Below are 18,061 nucleotides of genomic sequence, written 5' to 3'. Positions count from 1 at the left end.
TACAATTTTAATGGCATCTTGCGCAAAAACATTAACGTAGTTTTATTAATTATTGTATGCGTGTAGATAAGTATTTATGGTGTATTAGATATTACAAAACCCGAAGCATTGCCACTACGGCTTGTAAAAAAGGCCATGTAAAAGTGAATGGCGATACGGCAAAGCCCAGTAGGGAAGTTTACCCACAAGACCGTATTGAATTGCGAAAGGACCAAATAAACTACCAACTGAAAGTTAATGACATTCCCGAAAGCCGTGTAGGTGCCAAATTGGTTGATATTTTCCGCACCGATACCACGCCTAAGGAACAGTTTGAAGCTCGCGAGCTTTTAAAATATTCGAAAGATTACTACCGAAAAAAAGGCACCGGCCGCCCTACCAAAAAAGATAGGCGCGACATTGATGATTATACTAACGAAAATGAGTAATTTTATCCCTTAATTTTACAAAAAATATGGCCGTTAACAGCAACGTGATTTTAAACCACACCGAAATAACCAATAAGATTAGGCGTATTGCTTTTCAGATATACGAAAGTAACGTTAACGAAACCGAAATCGTTTTAGCGGGAATTGACAAGAACGGCTATGTTTTTGCAAAAAAAATAAAATCTGTACTACAGAATATTTCAGACATGAATGTGTTACTCTGCAAGGTTAGCATGGACAAAAAAAATCCGTGGAAAGCCATTAGCACTTCCATTCCTGAAAAGGATTACGAAAACAAATCGTTAGTGTTGGTTGATGATGTTTTAAATTCCGGAACCACATTAATTTATGGCGTTAAACACTTTTTGAATGTGCCATTAAAACAGTTTAAAACGGCTGTATTGGTAAACCGAAACCACAAAAAATACCCTATTAAAGCAGATTTTAAGGGTATTTCGTTATCTACGTCGTTGCACGAACATGTGCATGTGGTTTTGGAAGGTAAAACCTTTGAGGCTGTTTTAGAGTAATTTTTCTGCGACTTCTTTGGTCACTTCATCTTTATCTTTACCATCAATGGACACATGCGTTTCTGCCTGCTCGTAAAACGGCATGCGCTCAAACAGGTGTTTCCCGATAAATTCCGTCATGGCTTCCAGAGTTTCGATATGTGCAATTAATGGTCGCTTGGCTTTTTTCTCCATCAATTTATTGGCCAAATTTGGCAACGAAGCTTTTAAATAAACACTTTTCACCTCATCGGCTTCCAAAATAAGTGTCATGTTATCGCTGTAGCAAGGCGTACCTCCACCAACGGCCAATATCATGTTTTTGTCCTTTTTAAGCAGTTTCTTTAAATAATGGCTTTCCTGCTTCCTAAAATATACCTCTCCTTTTTTCTTGAATATTTTTGAAACGGACAAATTTTCTTTGTCTTCGATGTAATCATCCAAATCAACAAACTTATAATTCAGCTTTTTGGCCAATCTTTTGCCTATTGAAGACTTTCCTGAAGCCATATATCCAATTAATATTATAATCATTTTTTGTGTTATATATTGATTATTAAAACCCTAACTATTTGCAGGGCAAAAAAACGAAAATTTATTCGAAAAAAGGCTTGTTTAATTAAAAATAGGTTTTATATTTGCACCCGCAAACAGCAATACAATTGCTCTAGCAAAATCAAGACCGGGTAGCTCAGTTGGTAGAGCATCTCCCTTTTAAGGAGAGGGTCCTGGGTTCGAGCCCCAGCCCGGTCACAGAAAAAAAGTTAAGCATATTTGCTTAACTTTTTTTATTTTTAGTGGGATTTTTTAATTAAAGGCGCACGTGGCGGAATTGGTAGACGCGCTGGCTTGAGGGGCCAGTATCCGTTTAGGATGTGGAAGTTCGAATCTTCTCGTGCGCACTTTAAATCACTTCAAAAAAACACCTACCTCCCTATACCTCAACTCTTTTTATCCCTATTTACTATATTATTTTGATAATTATGCTTATTTTTGTTTAACGAAATTAAATTATCAATGAACAACATAAAAGTTAATTTCAGCATAAAGGACTTAGAAAACCTCAGTGGAATAAAAGCTCATACCATCCGAATTTGGGAAAAACGCTACCAACTTTTAAGTCCAAACCGAACGGACACGAATATTCGAAACTACAATTTGGCCAGCTTGCAAAAGTTGCTCAACATCTCCTATTTAAACAACAACGGGATAAAAATCTCTAAAATTGCAAAACTAGATGAAAACGAAATCCCGATAAAAGTTAGAGAAATTGCTTCGCGCTCCAAAGTTGAAGATCATGCCATCAACGCCCTAAAGCTAGCGATGATCAATTTCGATCAAACTTTATTTTACAACACTTATAACAACCTACTGGAAACTAAAAGTTTTAATGACATTTTTTACAGCGTGTTCCTTCCGCTACTAGAGGAAATTGGTCTTTTATGGCAAACCAATACCATAACACCCGCACACGAACATTTTTTGTCCATACACATAAAACAAAAGATTCTCCTTAATATTGAAAGGCTTCAGATTTTAGAGCCGCGACCAGATTCTAAAACTTTTGTACTGTTCTTGCCCGAAAATGAAATCCATGATATTGGTCTCCTTTTTATAAACTATCAATTGCGCAGTAAAGGTTACCATACCATATTTTTGGGAGAAAGCGTACCTATGGACAGCTTGCTGGGCGTATTGGAATTCTTCAGCATTGTCACTTTTATTTCCTACTTTACCATTTACCCCGAAACCCAAGATATTCAGGACTACCTTCTCCAGTTCAACGAATTATTACTCAAACAAGAAAACACCGATCTTCTTATACTTGGAAAAAAATTCAAAGAAACTAATATAAATAGCATTCCTGAAAAAATTACTATTTTTAATTCCATTGAAGATTTAGTTAAAACAGTTTAAAATTTCATTTTTGTTTAACTTTTATCTATATTTGTTGAACAATGAAATTAAAAGCAAACATTATCGGGTCTGGATTTTCGGCATTGGCAGCCTCCTGCTATTTGGCGCAATCGGGGTACGACGTTACCATTTTTGAAAAGAACCCCACTATTGGCGGACGAGCAAGACAATTAAAAAAAGATGGATTTACATTTGATATTGGCCCCACTTGGTATTGGATGCCTGATGTGTTTGAGCGCTTTTTTGCAGATTTCGACAAAAAACCTTCTGATTTTTATACTTTAGAAAAACTCAATCCGGCCTATAGTGTTTACTTCGGAAAGAACGATTATGTTACTATCGAGGACACCCTCGACAAAATAGCTATTGCGTTTGAAAAAGAAGAACCCGGAAGCTCAAAACAACTTTACAAATTCATTAGCGAAGCTAAAAGCAATTATAAGATAGCGATAAAAGACTTGGTTTACAATCCTGGCGTTTCACCTTTAGAATTAATAACACCAGCAACCATTAAAAAGCTGAACCAATTTTTCAGCACCATCAAAAAAGACGTTCGAAAAGAATTTAAAAACGAACGTTTGGTTAAAATATTGGAATTCCCTGTTTTATTCTTGGGCGCTAAACCCAGCGACACCCCTTCCTTTTACAATTTTATGAATTATGCCGATTTTGGACTCGGCACCTTTCACCCTAAAAAGGGGATGTACCAAGTTATTTTGGCACTTGAAAAGCTAGCATTGAAACTCGGTGTAAAAATTAAAACCCAAAACCCCATCGATAAAATTATCGTAGATAATGGCAAAGCTATTGGAGTGATGTCTAACGGAAAAACATATCTTTCGGATATTGTGGTGAGCGGTGCCGATTACCACCACAGCGAAACCCTTTTAGATAAAGCCTACAGACAGTATTCTGAATCCTATTGGAAAAAGAAAACCTTCGCCCCATCATCGTTGTTATTTTATGTTGGTTTCGATAAAAAACTCAAAAACGTAAACCACCACACTTTATTTTTTGATGTGGATTTCGACACGCACGCCGAAGCTATTTACGACCATCCAAAATGGCCTGAAAACCCATTGTTCTATGCCAGTTTCCCGAGTATTACCGACCAAAATGCTGCACCTGATGGCAAGGAAGCAGGAATTTTTTTAATTCCGCTCGCCCCAGGCTTAAAAGACACGCCGGAATTACGCGAAGAATATTTCAATAAAATCATTACACGATTTGAAAACCTCACTTCTCAAACCGTAGAAAACGATATTATTTTCAAGGAAAGCTTTTGCGTTAATGATTTTATAAAAGATTACAACTCATACAAAGGCAATGCCTATGGTATGGCCAACACCCTATTGCAAACCGCATTTTTAAGACCAAAACTGAAAAGCAAAAAAGTAAAGAACTTATTTTTTACCGGACAATTAACGGTTCCCGGCCCAGGAGTTCCGCCTTCTTTGATTTCAGGCAAATTAGTAGCCGATTTAATAACCAAACACCATCCCGTTTTATTATGAAAGCTTTATTCGACACCGTATCGTACCGCTCCAGTAAATTGGTAACGCAAACTTACAGCACCTCGTTTTCGTTGGCCACTAAAATGCTATACAAAACCATTAGAAACGATATTTACAATATTTACGGTTTTGTGAGATTTGCAGATGAAATTGTCGATTCGTTTCACGACTATCCGAAAGAGATGCTTTTCAACAGGTTTTCGGAAGATTTGGAATTGGCGTTAGACAACAAAATCAGTTTAAACCCTATCTTAAACGCCTTTCAGCATACGTACCATAAATACAACATCGACAAAAGTTTAGTGGACGCCTTTATGAAAAGCATGCGCCAAGATTTGCACAAATCCACTTACCTTTCTGAAGAAGAATTCAAAGCTTATATTTATGGATCGGCCGATGTGGTTGGGCTCATGTGCCTAAAAGTATTTGTAAAAGGAGACCAGCAAAAATATGACGAACTTAAAGAAACAGCTATGGCTTTGGGCTCGGCTTTTCAAAAAGTGAATTTTCTACGAGATTTAAAAGCCGATTTTGAGGGGCTGGACCGCACATACTTTCCCAATACCGATTTAAAAAACCTTGACGAAGCTAGTAAAAAAGAAATCATTGATGACATTGAGTCCGATTTCAGGAAAGGCTTGAGTGGCATAAAAAAACTGCCAATTGAAGCTAAGTTTGGGGTATTTATGGCGTATCGCTATTACAACCAATTGCTCAAAAAATTGAAACGTACACCCGCTCTTAAAATCAAAGATTCCCGAATACGCGTTTCAAATCCCAAAAAAATCGAACTGTTAATGCGTAGTTACGTAAAATATCAATTAAATTTATTGTAAATTATAGCTATGCAGGTCGTTTATTGGATATTGATTTTTTTAGGAACCTTTTGTTTTATGGAATTTATGGCGTGGTTTACCCATAAATACATCATGCACGGATTTTTATGGCATCTGCACAAAGACCACCATAAAAAAGACCACGATAGTTGGTTTGAGCGCAACGATGCTTTTTTTCTTTTCTATGCAGCTGTAAGTATTGTTTGCTTCTACCTTTGGGGCTACGAAAACGTTTGGTTTTGTCTGCCCATTGGTTTGGGCATTTTCGCCTATGGAGCCACCTACTTTTTGGTTCATGATATATTTATCCATCAACGCTTTAAATTATTTAGAAACGCCAACAACTGGTACGCCCGTGGTGTTAGGCGCGCGCATAAAATGCACCATAAACATTTAGGAAAAAAAGATGGCGAATGTTTCGGGATGCTTTTCGTGCCTTTTAAATATTTCAAAAAATAATTCCTAGAATGGAGCAGCACGCCCATTTCGATTATATTATTATTGGCTGCGGATTGGCCGGACTCCAACTGGCATTAAAAATGAGCGAAGATGCTTTTTTTTCTAAAAAACGGATCGCACTGGTTGAACCTTCTGAAAAAAACAACAACGACAAAACTTGGAGTTTCTGGGAAACTGAACCCTCAAATTGGAATAATATCGTTTCTAAATCTTGGGGAAAAGCTTCGGTAGTCACTTCAACAGAAAACATTTCTTTTTCGTTAAAACCCTATAAATACAAATCTGTTCGAGCTATTGATTTTTACAATGAAGCTAAAAAGCAACTCGCCAAGCATCCCCATTTTCAATTTATAACTGAAACCGTAACATCAGTCCAAGCCATAACAAAACCAACCGTTACAACAGAAAACAACACCTATTCGGCTAATCATATTTTCGATAGCCGAATTCCTGAATCGTTTTATAAAAATTCAAAAAAACACATTTCGTTAACCCAGCATTTTAAAGGGTGGGTAATCAAAACTGAAAAAGATTGTTTTGATGAAGAAACATTTACCATGATGGATTTTAGGCTGAAAGACGACGAGCAAACTACCTTCACTTACGTTTTGCCATTTTCTAAAAATGAAGCCTTAATAGAGTTCACTTATTTTACCGAGCACCTAGTTTCTGAAGACACTTACGATGGTTTTATTGAAAATTATATACGCAACTATTTGAAAGTTGACCACTACTCCATTACCGAAACCGAAACAGGGCAAATCCCCATGACCACTTTTCCGTTTTACAAATTCAACACCAACCATGTTACAAAAATTGGCACTGGTGGTGGTTGGGTAAAACCCTCAACCGGTTATTCTTTTAAACATACCGAAAAGAAAGTTTCCATCATTATTGAAAATTTAAAGTTGAACAGCACGCCCTCAAAAGGGCTTTTTAAAAGGCGTTTTCGGTTTTACGATAAAGTATTTTTAAAAGTACTGAAAGACGATAACCACAGAGGCGAATGGCTGTTCGGCCAATTTTATAAAAAAAATCATCCAAAAATCATTTTTAAATTTTTGGATGAAGAATCTAACTTTTGGGAAGAACTCAAAATTATGCAATCGCTTTTTTCGTGGCGATTCATAAAAGCTTTTTTAAAAACGCTTTAAAAAACAAAACAAGAGAAATTTTAACAAATCTCCCTTGTTTTTTTACTAATTATCAACACTACTTACCGGCTAACCATTCCTTCAAGATACATCACAGGCCCAGCTCCCATATCAATGGTAAAATGGTGGTCTGCACTGGCAGGTACCATATGCGCCAAAGGTTTGAGAGTAAATGGGGCAGGGCTATTATCTGGGTAAGGCTCAACCGAAATCACTACTGTAGCTCCACGCAAATCGGTTGGAAAAGTCAGCCCCGACGGTGCATTTTGCAAATAATCTTCTCCCGGATATGGCGGTCCATCATTTAAATCACCCTTAAACGGTGTAGTCATCGCATTATCATCAAAATCAGCAACATCAGTAAAAGTTCCAGAACTTACGGGCACACCATCGATTACCGCCCAGCCTTCGTACTTCCAACCATCAGACAATGTAGGTAAATCCAATCCAACTGCTGGAGAACCGCTGGTTAAATCCAAAAACCAAACACCACTAAATTCATTGTTATCTTCTCCATCGGTTGGCGTGGCCAAAATATATTTTCCGGAAGCGTCTCCAAAATCAGCGACTATTCCAGCTGAACTCACATTAGCTTGATTTCCTGAAAAATCTCCAGCCAATATTTTAGTATCTGCTGGAGCTGGATCTGGGTCAATGGCTGGCTCAATAGACAATACAAAGGTTGTGGCTTTTTCCAGTTGATCTGCATCAACATTAAAAGATTGCGGAAACACTGCCGAAGAAAATGTTCCCGTTGAAACGGGGCTACCGTCAACAATTATCCATCCTTCGTAAACAAAATCATCACCTAATTCTTCAAGTCCGTTCAAATTCAAAGTTAAACGTGCAGTAGTTTGCCCATCGTCACTTTTACTACAGGACGTTACAAACACCAACAATGCCGTAAAGGCAAAAATCATTTTTTTAATCATAGCTTTTGGTTTTAATGTTTAATATACTCCAAAACTAAAGCATGATTTTATCTCAAAATGTTAGCTAGCTAACATTAAGCATTATTTTTTATAAATCTTTATCTGTTTTCTTGAAAATTCCAACTTGTTTTCTTCTTGAAGTTCTTTAAGTAAAATATTAAGTGTTGGCCTTGAGGTACCTATTAGCGAAGCGATATCTTTTTGGGTATAGGGGTGTTGAATAACTTTATCTCCTGTTTTTTCGCAATCATAGCCATAATCCAGACAAAGTTCTTCAAGGAATTCTAAAAGTCTTGTTTTGGCATCTTTAAAAAGTAAAATCTGCAATCGTCTTTCGAGCCTTTTTAGCTTGACCCCGATAAACTTGTAAATCTTAAAACTAAAGGTTTGGTTTTCTCGCATTAAATTGTACATGGTATCGACGCCTACCGGACAAATGCTTGTGTTGTTATCTATGGATTGTGCAAACTCCTCGCGTTTGGATTCGCCCAAAATGGCCGTTTCGCCAAACAACTCTCCACGGGTTAAAATGGCTTTTATCACTTCATTACCATCTTCACTATAGTAGCCCAACTTCACTTTTCCTTTTTCAATGAGATATACCTTGTTAGCCGAGTCTTCCTGAAAATAAATGTAGTCCTTCTTTTTGTAGGAATCTAAAGTATGAACGGATTTGTAGGTTTTGAATTTATGGGGGCACAGTATTTTAAAAAGATTTACATCATCAAAAAACCACAACGATTTCATAAGGCTTGATTCTTAATTAAAACTTGTGGTCGTAATTTATAAGTAAAACTTACACCTAAAAAAACAAAACCTCCTTTTTCAAGGAGGTTTTCAGTCTATCATGTTCTATTCTTCTTCGTCTGCCGACTCACTTACTGTTTCTTTTTCGCTTAAATCGTTAAGCATATCGTGCTTGTGCAACAAGTTGTACCATTGCAGCACTTTTTTAATATCGCTGGCATAAACACGGTCTTCGTCGTATTCTGGCAACACTTCAAAAAAGTATTCTTCCAACTTATCTTTACTGTCTTTTGGCTTCACACTTGTTGGCTGGCCATTTTCCTTTTCTTTTATTTTTTCAAAAACTTCCCTTAGTGGCACTTCTTCATTTAAAGTATAAATGGCTATCTCGCTTAACACGCTAACGTTGTTTTGTACGCTTACCGAAATGCGTTTATTATCCAATAGAGATTCGGCCACAAAACCAGCACGGGTTTGGGTTATTAATTTGTATAATCCAGGTTTTCCTGAAATTGAAATGACTTTTTCTAAACTCATATTTTATTTTTTGAAAGGCACAAATATCAACTGTTTATTGATGTTTTGCAAATGTTATCTTTTCTTTTTCATGGCCGGAAAACGCATGCGGTAGTCCACCTTAATTTTACCTTTTGAAATGTTGCTCAATCGCCCTTTTATCAAACGTTTTTTTAGCGTTGAAAGCTTATCGGTAAACAAAATACCTTCAATATGATCGTACTCGTGTTGGATCACACGAGCAATCAACCCATCAAAAGTTTCCTTTTTTTGCTCAAAATTTTCATCGAGATACTCGATAGTGATTTTTGGTTTTCTGAAAACATCTTCCCGAACATCCGGAATACTTAAACAGCCTTCATTGAACGCCCACTCCTCACCTTCTTCTTCAACAATTTCGGCATTGATAAATACACGTTTAAAACCATCGAGCGCTTTTTGATCTTCTTCCGATAAATCTTCGTCTTCAGAAAATGGCGTAGTATCAACCAAAAACAACCTAATGGGCAAGCCTATTTGCGGTGCTGCCAAGCCAACGCCATAGGCATTGTACATGGTTTCGAACATGTTATCTATTAACTCGTTAAGCTTTGGGTAATTAGCATCTATTTCGGTCGCTACCTTTTTTAAAACGGGGTCGCCGTAAGCAACTATGGGTAAAATCATTCTTTTTTTATTAGAATTGCAAAAATACAACTCTTATTATTTTCGCATCCTATTTAACGGAATTTTATTCTTAGGGTTTATTTGGAGTACAGGTAGCTTTGCAAAATGAGTGTGGCACTAATCTCATCAACCAAAGCTTTGTTTTGCCGCTGCTTTTTCTTTAGTCCGCTATCAATCATAGTCTGCACCGCCATTTTTGAAGTAAAGCGCTCGTCTTCCCTTTTTATTGGAATTTTAGGGAATTCCTTTTGAAGTTTTACAATAAAAGCCTTGATGTGTTTCTCACTTTCAGATTCGGTATTGTCCATTTGCTTGGGTTCGCCAATTAAAAATAATTCAACCTGTTCTTTTGAAAGATAATCTTTTAAAAAAGGAATAAGTTCTTTAGTGTTTACCGTGGTTAATCCGGAGGCGATAATTTGCAGTTCGTCGGTTACCGCGATACCCGTTCGTTTGGTACCAAAATCTAGTGCTAAAATGCGTGCCATAGTTTCTTTTTGCAAAGGTAACATTATATAGTGCAACAAAAAAGACCGTCTTTACAGACAGCCTTTCCCTCACAAAATTTAACCTTAAATATTAATTTGAATTTGAATTCCTTTTATTAAGCCTTTACCGCTTTATTGATTTTAGGGAAAACCAAAGTAATGTTACTTACCTTTCTTTCTTTGTTCAAATAGATTCTGATATCGCTAGATGAACGCGCTACAGTTTCTTTAAGCTCGGCAGCATCAATCAACAAAGTATCGTTGTTTACATTGTCGTTGGCTTCAACAGTAACAGTCTTATTTGTTTCTACAGTGGCAATCTTCTCACCATCTTGAGCGTTTCCTAAAGTAACTGTCAGTAAAAAAACGATTAGTATGTAAAGATTGGTTTTCATTGTTCCTTGTTGTTTGATGATTCAAATATATATCCACAACAACCCCTGAGCATAAAAAATTAGTTGTACAAACCCGTATTTTCGTTTATAAGAACAATGACTTTTTTCACCGATAAACCGTTTAAAAACATGGTTTTGACGATTAAAAACAACAATTTATGTATTTCATCCAGAACGTCCACGGACGAAAAGATAAAATGCATATTTCGCCCTTTAAAAAACACCTCAAAAATTCGAGTTTTTGCATTTAATCGAACAGACGAACACCTACAGTTTTAGCCATTGAAAGGCTGCCTTTACAGACAGCCTTAACCTCACAAAATTTAACCTTAAATATTAATATTGAATTTGAATTCGTTTTTATTAAGCCTTAACCGCTTTATTGATTTTAGGAAAAACCAAAGCAATATTACTTACCTTTCTTTTTCTGTTCAAATAGATTCTGATATCGCTAGATGAACGCGCTACAGTTTCTTTAAGCTCGGCAGCATCAATCAACAAAGTATCGTTGTTTACAGTTTCGTTAGCTTCAACAGTAACAGCCTTAGCCGTTTCTACAGTGGCAACCTTCTCAGTATCTTGAGCGTTTCCTAAAGTAACTGTCAGTAAAAAAACGATTAGAATGTAAAGATTGGTTTTCATTGTTCCTTGTTGTTTGATGATTCAAATATATATCCACAACAAGCCCTGAGCACAAAAAATTAGTTGTACAAACCCGTATTTTCGTTTATAAGAACAATGACTTTTTTCACCGATAAACCGTTTAAAAACATGGTTTTGACGATTAAAAACAACAATTTATGTATTTCATCCAGAACGTCCACGGACGAAAAGATAAAATGCATATTTCGCCCTTTAAAAAACACCTCAAAAAATTCGAGTTTTTGCATTTAATCGGGTTATTGTTTACGGTTATTTTCCCTTTTTAAATGATACCCCTTATATTTGCTGAAAATTTATTTTAGATGACAGAGTTAAAGCAAATCATAGAAAAAGCGTGGGACAATAGAGACCTACTGAAAGAAGAAAGCACCGTTGCGGCCATTAGAAAAGTGGTAGACCTTTTAGACAAAGGTGAATTGCGCGTTGCAGAGCCAACCAACGACGGCTGGCAGGTTAACGAATGGGTAAAAAAGGGCGTGGTGCTTTATTTCCCTATTCAAAAAATGGAAACCATTGAGTGCGGCCCGTTGGAATTTCATGATAAAATTCCATTAAAAACAGGTTACCAAGAAAAAGGCATCCGTGTGGTACCACATGCCGTTGCTCGACATGGCGCTTACATTTCGGCCGGAACCATTTTAATGCCTAGCTACGTAAACATTGGAGCTTATGTTGGTGAAGGCACTATGGTTGATACTTGGGCCACAGTTGGTAGTTGCGCGCAAATTGGTAAAAACGTACACCTTTCTGGTGGTGTTGGTATCGGTGGTGTGTTAGAGCCACTACAAGCCGCTCCTGTAATTATTGAAGACAACGTATTTGTTGGTAGCCGTTGTATTGTGGTGGAAGGCGTTCACGTTGAAAAAGAAGCCGTTTTAGGTGCTAACGTGGTATTGACCATGAGCACTAAAATTATTGACGTTACTGGTGATGAGCCAATCGAAATGAAAGGTCGCGTACCAGCCCGTTCGGTTGTTATTCCTGGTAGCTACACTAAAAAATTCCCAGCTGGCGAATACCAAGTACCTTGTGCTTTGATTATCGGAAAGCGCAAAGAGAGTACCGATAAAAAAACCTCATTGAACGATGCGCTTCGTGATAACGATGTGGCTGTTTAATTGAACTAATAACAACGCATAAAATTCCAAATTCCAGAAATTTTAAATTGGAATTTGGAATTTTTTATTTTTAGCCAGAAGCTGTTTTTATGAAAGTATTGGTAATACAACAAAAAATGATTGGCGATGTGCTTACCAGCAGTATTCTGTTTGAGGCACTTCGGCATAGATATCCTGATGCCCAGTTACATTATTTAATTAACGAGCACACCTTCCCTGTTGTACAAAACCATCCTTTTATTGACCAATTTATCTTTTTCACTAAAGCGGCCGAAAACAGCAAAAAAGAACTCCTTAAACTAGCACAATCGGTAAAAGCATCAAAATACAACGTGGTTATTGATGTCTACAGTAAACTATCCAGTAATATCATTACGTTGTTTTCAGGCGCTAAAATCAAAATTTCTTATCACAAAAGCTACACCACTTTCGTTTACACCCATAATGAAAAACGCAAAAAGGTTTCCGAAAGCAAAAGCTTAGCCATTGAAAACAGGCTGCAACTTTTAGAACCTTTGGGAATTGAAACACAGTTGACAAAACCGAAGATTTATCTAACTGAGTCTGAAATTGAACGCGGCGAGGCTTTTTTAAAAGCTCATGGCATCAACATCGAAAAACCGATTGTTATGATTGGCGTTTTGGGCAGTGGCGCTAACAAAACCTATCCGCATGAATACATGGCCGAGGTTATCAATACCGTTTACACGGAAACCAAAGCACAAATACTGTTCAATTATATTCCGAAGCAAAAAGAATTGGCCGAGGACATTTATAACAATTGCAACAAGGAAACCCAAAACGCTATATTCTTTAATGTTTTTGGCAATAGTCTCCGTGAGTTTTTATCCATCACCCACCATTGCAATGCTTTAATTGGTAATGAAGGCGGCGCTGTAAATATGGCTAAAGCTTTAAGCGTACCAACGTTCAGCATTTTTTCTCCATGGATCGATAGAGCTACGTGGAGTTTGTTTGAAGATGAAAAAAATATCAGTGTTCACTTAAAGGACTTCAAACCTGAAATTTATACCAAACCCGAAAAAACTTTTAAAAACGACGCCGATAAACTTTACGAAAAATTCACGCCCAACTTGTTTAAAGAAAAATTGGTGGGTTTCTTAAAAAGCATCAAAAACTAACCCGATTTTACGATGCCATAAGGCGTATAAACCGATTTATTTTTTTTCGTTTCCTCTCTTATTTTTTTGTTTTTCGCTAAAGCCGCTTCATTTTTATAAGGGCGCTCGTGGTACAAATGCAAGCAAATGGCACTGTATCGTACCTGTATAAATTTAACGCCACTGTTCATCAAGCGTTCGCCCAACTCGCGGTCTTCACCACCGTACTGCATCCGTTCGTCAAATCCGTTAACAGTAATTATATCACTTTTCCAGCCCGAAACGTTCATGCCATCAAACGTTGCTTTTGTAGGCGTAAACGTGTTTAAAAACCAAGCCCTCAATCCAAATGCCGTCAGTTTATTGGTTTTAAATGTTTTTTTCAATCCGTGTTTCAAGAGCCAATCCAACTTAAAACACTGCTGACTTTTAATCGTTTCTTTTGTAATGATATTCGAAATATCTTCGGGAAGTTTAAAATAGCCTCCGGAAAGGAAACAATTTTTCCGACTCAACTTTAAATGCGTGGCCACAAAATCATTCCTTGGAATGCAATCGCCATCTGTAAAAATTAAATATTCCGATGAGGATGCTTCAATGGCTTTATTTAAAATTTTTGTTTTTTGGAATCCGTCATCCTCGTGCCAAACATGAACAATTTCTAATTCTGAATCCTTTTTAAAACGCTCAACCACTTGTTTGGTGTCTTCTCCCGAGCCATCATCGGCAATAATTATTTCAAAACTCTTTTCGGTTTGGGCCGCATAACCCCATAGCACATTCTCCAACCATTTGGGCTGATTGTAAGTACTGATAATTACCGAGGTCTTTAATGTTTCCATTGTAACAAAAATAGCTATTTTTGCCTTACGAAAACAGCAATATGATTAAACTATCGGGCGTTATCATTACCTTTAACGAAGAACGGAACATTGAAAAATGTTTACAGTCTTTAACGCCTGTAGTTGATGAAATTGTGGTGGTCGATTCGTTTTCAACCGACAACACCAAGGCCATTTGTGAAAAATACAATGTCACTTTTATTGAACAAAAATTTTTAGGCTACATCGAGCAGAAAAACTTTGCCCTAAATCAAGCCAAACACGATTATGTGGTATCTCTCGATGGTGACGAAGCGCTTTCTGAACGTTTACAACAATCCATCATAAAACTAAAAAGCAATTGGAAATTTGATGGCTATTACGCCAACCGGTTCAATAATTTTTGCGGACAGTGGATAAAACATTCCGATTGGTACCCCAACAAAAAATTGCGTGTTTTCGATAGGCGAAAAGCGCAGTGGAAAGGCAATAAAGTTCACGAAACCGTACAAATGAATAGTCCATCAGACTCAGTTGGTCAGCTTAAAGGTGATATTCTGCATTACACCTACCAAAGCTATTCTGAGTTCAATTTAAAAACCGAACATTTTTCAACGCTCTCTGCACAGGCCTATTTTGAATTGGGCAAAAAAGCGCCCATTTGGAAAATCATTTTCAACCCCACCTGGGCATTTTTTAAATCGTACGTTTTAAGATTGGGGTTTTTGGATGGGCTAAACGGCTTTATTATTTGCGTGCAAACTGCCAATATCACGTTTTTAAAATACACCAAACTACGCGAGTTGCAGCAGAAAAAATAACTGCTTAAGCTCTGTTTACTGCTTTTTGTTTTTTGCTGATTACCAAAAAAGTTATAAATTCGATCGATGTATTATAAACACACAAACTGTTTCAATTCTTAACCCTTCAACGGCCATGCAGGATTCTTTAAATTTTCAAACGTATTTAATTAATCTTGACCGGTCCAAAGACCGATTGGAACGAATGGAAAAAGAATTTGAAAAGAGTGGTATTCACAAGTTTGAACGCATTCGGGCAGTTGATGCACGAAACTTAAAAGACACAGATTACACTTTAAAAAACCGTTACGACAGAAACTTGGTTCCCGGAGAAATTGGGTGTTTTTTGAGTCATATCAAAACAATGCAGACTTTTTTAAAATCGAGTTTCAGATTTGCTATTATTATTGAGGACGATGCTAAACTAGAAATCAATTACAAACGTACTGTTGAAAAGTCCATCGAAATCTATGACTCTTTACCTGAAAAGCATCAGTGGGACGTACTAAAGCTCAAAAATGGAAAAAGGAGGAGTATTAATGTTCAACAACTGGATGAAACGTATTTTATTGGGGCATGTGGAACAAGTATCCCAATATCTACACTTGGAGCAATTTGGACTCGCAAAGGAGCTGAAAAATTTTTAAAGAAAACACTGAAAAACGGAATCCCGATAATAAAACGCCCTATTGACTGCGAACTCCAACATGCGTGGAACTTCAATTTAAGGATTTACAACCTACTGCCTTCCGTAGTAGATGCAAACCCAATGAATTCCGTTTCGGAGATACACCACGACGTTTCTCTTCGCAAAGCAAAACTCTTAAAACAAATTTTTTATGAACTCAATAGGCTTTTCCCAAAATACTACTACTACTTATCGCACCACAGTCTAAAAAAGTTTGTGGACTCCTTTATCTCAAAAAGAACAAAACTTGTAAAATAGTCAATTTTTTTGATATGATTTTATAAATCTAACTGTTCAAAAACGTTGAATTGGATGTCGGCTCGACATTGACCGGTATTTTTCCTTCCAAAAGAATATGTGTTTTTTCAATCGTACTTTTCTGTAGAACCGGTCTTGGAAATCGACAGTTGCCCGCCACATCAAATTAAATACGCGCTGTTCATCTTCACCTAAACATTTTGCATATTCGTTGCTCATCACCTGTATCATCGGCTTATGGATGGTGAGCTTGGCAAAGTTTTTAATACGGGTTTCAAAATCCATCTTACCAAATTCCATTCGGTTTAAATCGACCAAATAAAATTCGTAACCGTCGCCTGTTCTTTTAATGAGAGTATTTCCGGGCGAGTGATCTAAAAAATTCACTCCGTTTTCGTGTAGTTTAAAGGTAAATCTCGTAAAAGCTCGTAAAATCAATTCATGATTAGGATAATTTAAATCTAAAGTAAGCTCCCTAAAAGTTAAATCGCAATCTAAATGTTCACTTACATAGAAACTACTTTTGAACAAAAACAATGAGCCAAACTCAAAATACGCTATGGGTTGTGGTGTACCAATTCCTAATTGAATTAGTTTATTCGCATACTCAAAAGAACGTTGAGCCTTGCTTTTTCGGAAAAACCTATAAACGATTTGGTTTATTATATTAGGAATTTTAAATGATTTAACATTTATTGTTTTATCTTTTAGCCGAAATAGCTTCAAGGAGTTTCTATCTTGATTTCCAAAAGGAATCCCCTCTGAATTAAAATTAGTTATAAAGTGTTTAAACTCTAGGGTATTAGCTGCAAATATATCTTGAACTACTACATTTTTCATTCAGCAATATTACAAATTTTTATGTTTTCCTAATTTAAAAAAATGATATCTTATCTTTGTTTTCAATTATTAAAAAGACATGAGATTACTTCAAATTACTGCATCCAATGTTTGGCGTGGACACGAACAACAAATCGTTTATTATTATGAGGCATTTAACCCTAGAATAGAACACCAAGTTTTAATATGCCCATCTCAAACTAAGTTATCTGAAATAGCTGAAGAGAAAAACTTTAATGTTCATTCTATCCCCTTAAAATCTGAATATAGTTTTAGTTGGATAAAAAAAATCAAACAAATTGTTAGAGAGGAAAAGATTGACCTTATATTAATACATAGCAGTAGGGCACATACCTTATGTGTTATTTCATCAATATTATCATCTAAAAAAATACCCCTTGTATTTTTCAGGACATTAATCAAAGATATTTCTAAAAGAAAACTAAGTAAACTCAAATATAATTATAAATATTTAGTAAAACTAATCTGTGTTTCGCAAGCCGTTGTTGATGCTTTAAAACCTTCTATTAAGAACCATTCCCGCTTTTCTATTGTTGGAAGCGCAACGGATTTAGCTGAGTTTCCTAAAAAAGAAGCCACAGGGGTTTTGCATAAAGAATTTAACTTAAAACACGATACAATACTAATTGGAAACATTTCTGCTTTTGTCCCTTTTAAAGACCATTACACATTTGTTGATGCAGCTAAACTAATAAAGTCAGAATTATCCAATGTTAAATTTTTCCTTATCGGTACTGGTAAATTGGAAAATGAGATTAAAGATTATGTTGAAAAGCAAGGTTTAAAAAGTGACTTTGTTTTCACAGGATTTAGACAAGATATCCCAGAAATATTTCCTGAGCTTGATCTTTTCATGTTTACCTCCAAATTAGAACCAACCGGCGGGGTTTTACTTGAAGCTTATAATTGCCATGTTCCAATAATAGCAACTAATGCTGGGGGTATTCCTGAAGTAATAGTTAATGGTAAAACAGGAATACTTTGTGAGAAAGAAAATGCTAAAGATTTTGCAAAAAAAGCTCTAGAAGTTTTGAATAATAAAGACCTAAAAATTGAACTGATAGAAAACGGCTTCAAACATTTAAAAGAGAATTTCACAAAAGAAATAATTACTGACAAAATGTATGTTGAACTAGAGAAGGCATACAAACAAAACTTATACAACTAATT

General features: G+C 36.3%; 23 protein-coding genes and 2 tRNA genes. 14 read left to right on the top strand and 11 right to left on the bottom strand.

Translation table 11 applies throughout. From position 1 onward, the window contains the following. The first annotated feature begins 56 nt into the window (after positions 1-56). Entirely contained in the window at positions 57-428 is a 372-nt protein-coding gene (locus ABI125_05920) for an RNA-binding S4 domain-containing protein (GenBank protein XCF07391.1), read from the top strand. Between the two features lie 26 nt (positions 429-454). Beyond that, the gene (locus ABI125_05915; GenBank protein ID XCF07390.1) at positions 455-958 is read left to right on the top strand and encodes a phosphoribosyltransferase family protein; all 504 of its coding nucleotides are present in this window, start codon (positions 455-457) and stop codon (positions 956-958) included. Here the strand turns inward: ABI125_05915 and ABI125_05910 are convergent. Next, positions 950-1,471, bottom strand: a complete 522-nt coding sequence (locus ABI125_05910) for a shikimate kinase (GenBank protein ID XCF07389.1) — start codon at positions 1,469-1,471, stop codon at positions 950-952. The genes ABI125_05915 and ABI125_05910 overlap by 9 nt on opposite strands. A 146-nt stretch (positions 1,472-1,617) precedes the next feature. On the opposite strand from ABI125_05910, the gene ABI125_05905 reads away from it, so the two are divergent. From ABI125_05905 to ABI125_05875, 7 genes are all read left to right on the top strand, one after another. Next, a tRNA-Lys gene (locus ABI125_05905) sits at positions 1,618-1,690 on the top strand. A gap of 64 nt (positions 1,691-1,754) precedes the next feature. Next, positions 1,755-1,839: transfer RNA gene (locus ABI125_05900), tRNA-Leu, on the top strand. A gap of 115 nt (positions 1,840-1,954) precedes the next feature. Next, complete coding sequence (locus ABI125_05895; GenBank protein ID XCF07388.1) at positions 1,955-2,854, top strand: MerR family transcriptional regulator; 900 nt, start codon at positions 1,955-1,957, stop codon at positions 2,852-2,854. Between the two features lie 41 nt (positions 2,855-2,895). Further along, positions 2,896-4,368, top strand: coding sequence for a phytoene desaturase family protein (gene crtI / locus ABI125_05890; protein ID XCF07387.1), 1,473 nt, complete (start codon positions 2,896-2,898; stop codon positions 4,366-4,368). Continuing rightward, on the top strand, positions 4,365-5,204 hold the full coding sequence (locus ABI125_05885; GenBank protein ID XCF07386.1) for a phytoene/squalene synthase family protein: 840 nt from the start codon (positions 4,365-4,367) through the stop codon (positions 5,202-5,204). Before crtI ends, ABI125_05885 begins: the two co-directional genes overlap by 4 nt. A 9-nt stretch (positions 5,205-5,213) precedes the next feature. Then, positions 5,214-5,663 carry a beta-carotene hydroxylase gene (locus ABI125_05880; protein ID XCF07385.1) on the top strand — a complete coding sequence of 150 codons (450 nt, stop codon included), beginning with the start codon at positions 5,214-5,216 and terminating at the stop codon, positions 5,661-5,663. An 8-nt stretch (positions 5,664-5,671) separates the two neighbouring features. Then, the gene (locus ABI125_05875) at positions 5,672-6,817 is read left to right on the top strand and encodes a lycopene cyclase family protein (protein ID XCF07384.1); all 1,146 of its coding nucleotides are present in this window, start codon (positions 5,672-5,674) and stop codon (positions 6,815-6,817) included. 62 nt (positions 6,818-6,879) lie between these two features. Here the strand turns inward: ABI125_05875 and ABI125_05870 are convergent, their stop codons facing one another. The 8 genes from ABI125_05870 to ABI125_05835 all read right to left on the bottom strand — a co-directional run bounded on the left by ABI125_05870 (position 6,880) and on the right by ABI125_05835 (position 11,451). Next, positions 6,880-7,749 carry an anti-sigma factor gene (locus ABI125_05870; GenBank protein XCF07383.1) on the bottom strand — a complete coding sequence of 290 codons (870 nt, stop codon included), beginning with the start codon at positions 7,747-7,749 and terminating at the stop codon, positions 6,880-6,882. An 81-nt stretch (positions 7,750-7,830) separates the two neighbouring features. After that, positions 7,831-8,496 (bottom strand): Crp/Fnr family transcriptional regulator, encoded by a 666-nt coding sequence (locus ABI125_05865; protein ID XCF07382.1) that lies wholly within the window; start codon positions 8,494-8,496, stop codon positions 7,831-7,833. 105 nt (positions 8,497-8,601) lie between these two features. Further along, a complete protein-coding gene (locus tag ABI125_05860; GenBank protein XCF07381.1) occupies positions 8,602-9,033 on the bottom strand; it encodes a DUF5606 domain-containing protein in 432 nt (143 codons plus the stop codon). Between the two features lie 54 nt (positions 9,034-9,087). Then, positions 9,088-9,678 carry a peptide deformylase gene (gene def / locus ABI125_05855; GenBank protein ID XCF07380.1) on the bottom strand — a complete coding sequence of 197 codons (591 nt, stop codon included), beginning with the start codon at positions 9,676-9,678 and terminating at the stop codon, positions 9,088-9,090. Positions 9,679-9,755: 77 nt separating this feature from the next. Next, the gene (ruvX, locus tag ABI125_05850) at positions 9,756-10,166 is read right to left on the bottom strand and encodes a Holliday junction resolvase RuvX (GenBank protein XCF07379.1); all 411 of its coding nucleotides are present in this window, start codon (positions 10,164-10,166) and stop codon (positions 9,756-9,758) included. A gap of 116 nt (positions 10,167-10,282) precedes the next feature. After that, entirely contained in the window at positions 10,283-10,561 is a 279-nt protein-coding gene (locus ABI125_05845; GenBank protein XCF07378.1) for a hypothetical protein, read from the bottom strand. A 363-nt stretch (positions 10,562-10,924) separates the two neighbouring features. Then, entirely contained in the window at positions 10,925-11,203 is a 279-nt protein-coding gene (locus tag ABI125_05840) for a hypothetical protein (protein ID XCF07377.1), read from the bottom strand. Positions 11,204-11,262: 59 nt separating this feature from the next. Next, positions 11,263-11,451, bottom strand: coding sequence for a hypothetical protein (locus tag ABI125_05835; protein ID XCF07376.1), 189 nt, complete (start codon positions 11,449-11,451; stop codon positions 11,263-11,265). Positions 11,452-11,526: 75 nt separating this feature from the next. Here ABI125_05835 and ABI125_05830 point away from each other — a divergent pair, with 75 nt between their 5' ends. Next, on the top strand, positions 11,527-12,342 hold the full coding sequence (locus tag ABI125_05830; protein ID XCF07375.1) for a 2,3,4,5-tetrahydropyridine-2,6-dicarboxylate N-succinyltransferase: 816 nt from the start codon (positions 11,527-11,529) through the stop codon (positions 12,340-12,342). Positions 12,343-12,431: 89 nt separating this feature from the next. Beyond that, on the top strand, positions 12,432-13,484 hold the full coding sequence (locus ABI125_05825; GenBank protein XCF07374.1) for a glycosyltransferase family 9 protein: 1,053 nt from the start codon (positions 12,432-12,434) through the stop codon (positions 13,482-13,484). On the opposite strand, the gene ABI125_05820 is transcribed toward ABI125_05825, so the two are convergent. Further along, entirely contained in the window at positions 13,481-14,305 is an 825-nt protein-coding gene (locus ABI125_05820) for a glycosyltransferase family 2 protein (protein ID XCF07373.1), read from the bottom strand. The genes ABI125_05825 and ABI125_05820 overlap by 4 nt on opposite strands. Positions 14,306-14,346: 41 nt before the next feature. On the opposite strand from ABI125_05820, the gene ABI125_05815 reads away from it, so the two are divergent. Both ABI125_05815 and ABI125_05810 read left to right on the top strand, forming a co-directional pair. Next, entirely contained in the window at positions 14,347-15,105 is a 759-nt protein-coding gene (locus tag ABI125_05815) for a glycosyltransferase family 2 protein (GenBank protein XCF07372.1), read from the top strand. A 115-nt stretch (positions 15,106-15,220) separates the two neighbouring features. After that, complete coding sequence (locus tag ABI125_05810; protein XCF07371.1) at positions 15,221-16,030, top strand: glycosyltransferase family 25 protein; 810 nt, start codon at positions 15,221-15,223, stop codon at positions 16,028-16,030. A 36-nt stretch (positions 16,031-16,066) separates the two neighbouring features. Here the strand turns inward: ABI125_05810 and ABI125_05805 are convergent, their stop codons facing one another. Further along, positions 16,067-16,870: a lipopolysaccharide kinase InaA family protein gene (locus ABI125_05805; GenBank protein ID XCF07370.1), complete on the bottom strand. Its 804-nt coding sequence runs from the start codon at positions 16,868-16,870 to the stop codon at positions 16,067-16,069. A gap of 79 nt (positions 16,871-16,949) precedes the next feature. Between ABI125_05805 and ABI125_05800 the strand changes: the two genes are divergently transcribed. Then, positions 16,950-18,059 (top strand): glycosyltransferase family 4 protein, encoded by a 1,110-nt coding sequence (locus tag ABI125_05800; GenBank protein XCF07369.1) that lies wholly within the window; start codon positions 16,950-16,952, stop codon positions 18,057-18,059. The last annotated feature ends 2 nt before the right edge of the window (positions 18,060-18,061 follow it).

The organism is Tamlana crocina (assembly GCA_040429635.1).
Taxonomy (GTDB): Bacteria; Bacteroidota; Bacteroidia; order Flavobacteriales; family Flavobacteriaceae; genus Flavisericum; species Flavisericum crocinum.
The sequence above is the reverse complement of the archived record's forward strand: the minus strand, read 5'-3'. Positions and strand labels throughout refer to the sequence as shown.

What these genes read in the sequence shown, in the direction of transcription:
- ABI125_05920 (XCF07391.1), top strand. Translation starts at nt 57, where the DNA reads ATGCGTGTAGATAAGTATTTATGGTGTATTAGATATTACAAAACCCGA.
- ABI125_05915 (XCF07390.1), top strand. Translation starts at nt 455, where the DNA reads ATGGCCGTTAACAGCAACGTGATTTTAAACCACACCGAAATAACCAAT.
- ABI125_05910 (XCF07389.1), bottom strand. Translation starts at nt 1,471, where the DNA reads ATGATTATAATATTAATTGGATATATGGCTTCAGGAAAGTCTTCAATA.
- ABI125_05895 (XCF07388.1), top strand. Translation starts at nt 1,955, where the DNA reads ATGAACAACATAAAAGTTAATTTCAGCATAAAGGACTTAGAAAACCTC.
- crtI (XCF07387.1), top strand. Translation starts at nt 2,896, where the DNA reads ATGAAATTAAAAGCAAACATTATCGGGTCTGGATTTTCGGCATTGGCA.
- ABI125_05885 (XCF07386.1), top strand. Translation starts at nt 4,365, where the DNA reads ATGAAAGCTTTATTCGACACCGTATCGTACCGCTCCAGTAAATTGGTA.
- ABI125_05880 (XCF07385.1), top strand. Translation starts at nt 5,214, where the DNA reads ATGCAGGTCGTTTATTGGATATTGATTTTTTTAGGAACCTTTTGTTTT.
- ABI125_05875 (XCF07384.1), top strand. Translation starts at nt 5,672, where the DNA reads ATGGAGCAGCACGCCCATTTCGATTATATTATTATTGGCTGCGGATTG.
- ABI125_05870 (XCF07383.1), bottom strand. Translation starts at nt 7,749, where the DNA reads ATGATTAAAAAAATGATTTTTGCCTTTACGGCATTGTTGGTGTTTGTA.
- ABI125_05865 (XCF07382.1), bottom strand. Translation starts at nt 8,496, where the DNA reads ATGAAATCGTTGTGGTTTTTTGATGATGTAAATCTTTTTAAAATACTG.
- ABI125_05860 (XCF07381.1), bottom strand. Translation starts at nt 9,033, where the DNA reads ATGAGTTTAGAAAAAGTCATTTCAATTTCAGGAAAACCTGGATTATAC.
- def (XCF07380.1), bottom strand. Translation starts at nt 9,678, where the DNA reads ATGATTTTACCCATAGTTGCTTACGGCGACCCCGTTTTAAAAAAGGTA.
- ruvX (XCF07379.1), bottom strand. Translation starts at nt 10,166, where the DNA reads ATGGCACGCATTTTAGCACTAGATTTTGGTACCAAACGAACGGGTATC.
- ABI125_05845 (XCF07378.1), bottom strand. Translation starts at nt 10,561, where the DNA reads ATGAAAACCAATCTTTACATACTAATCGTTTTTTTACTGACAGTTACT.
- ABI125_05840 (XCF07377.1), bottom strand. Translation starts at nt 11,203, where the DNA reads ATGAAAACCAATCTTTACATTCTAATCGTTTTTTTACTGACAGTTACT.
- ABI125_05835 (XCF07376.1), bottom strand. Translation starts at nt 11,451, where the DNA reads ATGCAAAAACTCGAATTTTTTGAGGTGTTTTTTAAAGGGCGAAATATG.
- ABI125_05830 (XCF07375.1), top strand. Translation starts at nt 11,527, where the DNA reads ATGACAGAGTTAAAGCAAATCATAGAAAAAGCGTGGGACAATAGAGAC.
- ABI125_05825 (XCF07374.1), top strand. Translation starts at nt 12,432, where the DNA reads ATGAAAGTATTGGTAATACAACAAAAAATGATTGGCGATGTGCTTACC.
- ABI125_05820 (XCF07373.1), bottom strand. Translation starts at nt 14,305, where the DNA reads ATGGAAACATTAAAGACCTCGGTAATTATCAGTACTTACAATCAGCCC.
- ABI125_05815 (XCF07372.1), top strand. Translation starts at nt 14,347, where the DNA reads ATGATTAAACTATCGGGCGTTATCATTACCTTTAACGAAGAACGGAAC.
- ABI125_05810 (XCF07371.1), top strand. Translation starts at nt 15,221, where the DNA reads ATGCAGGATTCTTTAAATTTTCAAACGTATTTAATTAATCTTGACCGG.
- ABI125_05805 (XCF07370.1), bottom strand. Translation starts at nt 16,870, where the DNA reads ATGAAAAATGTAGTAGTTCAAGATATATTTGCAGCTAATACCCTAGAG.
- ABI125_05800 (XCF07369.1), top strand. Translation starts at nt 16,950, where the DNA reads ATGAGATTACTTCAAATTACTGCATCCAATGTTTGGCGTGGACACGAA.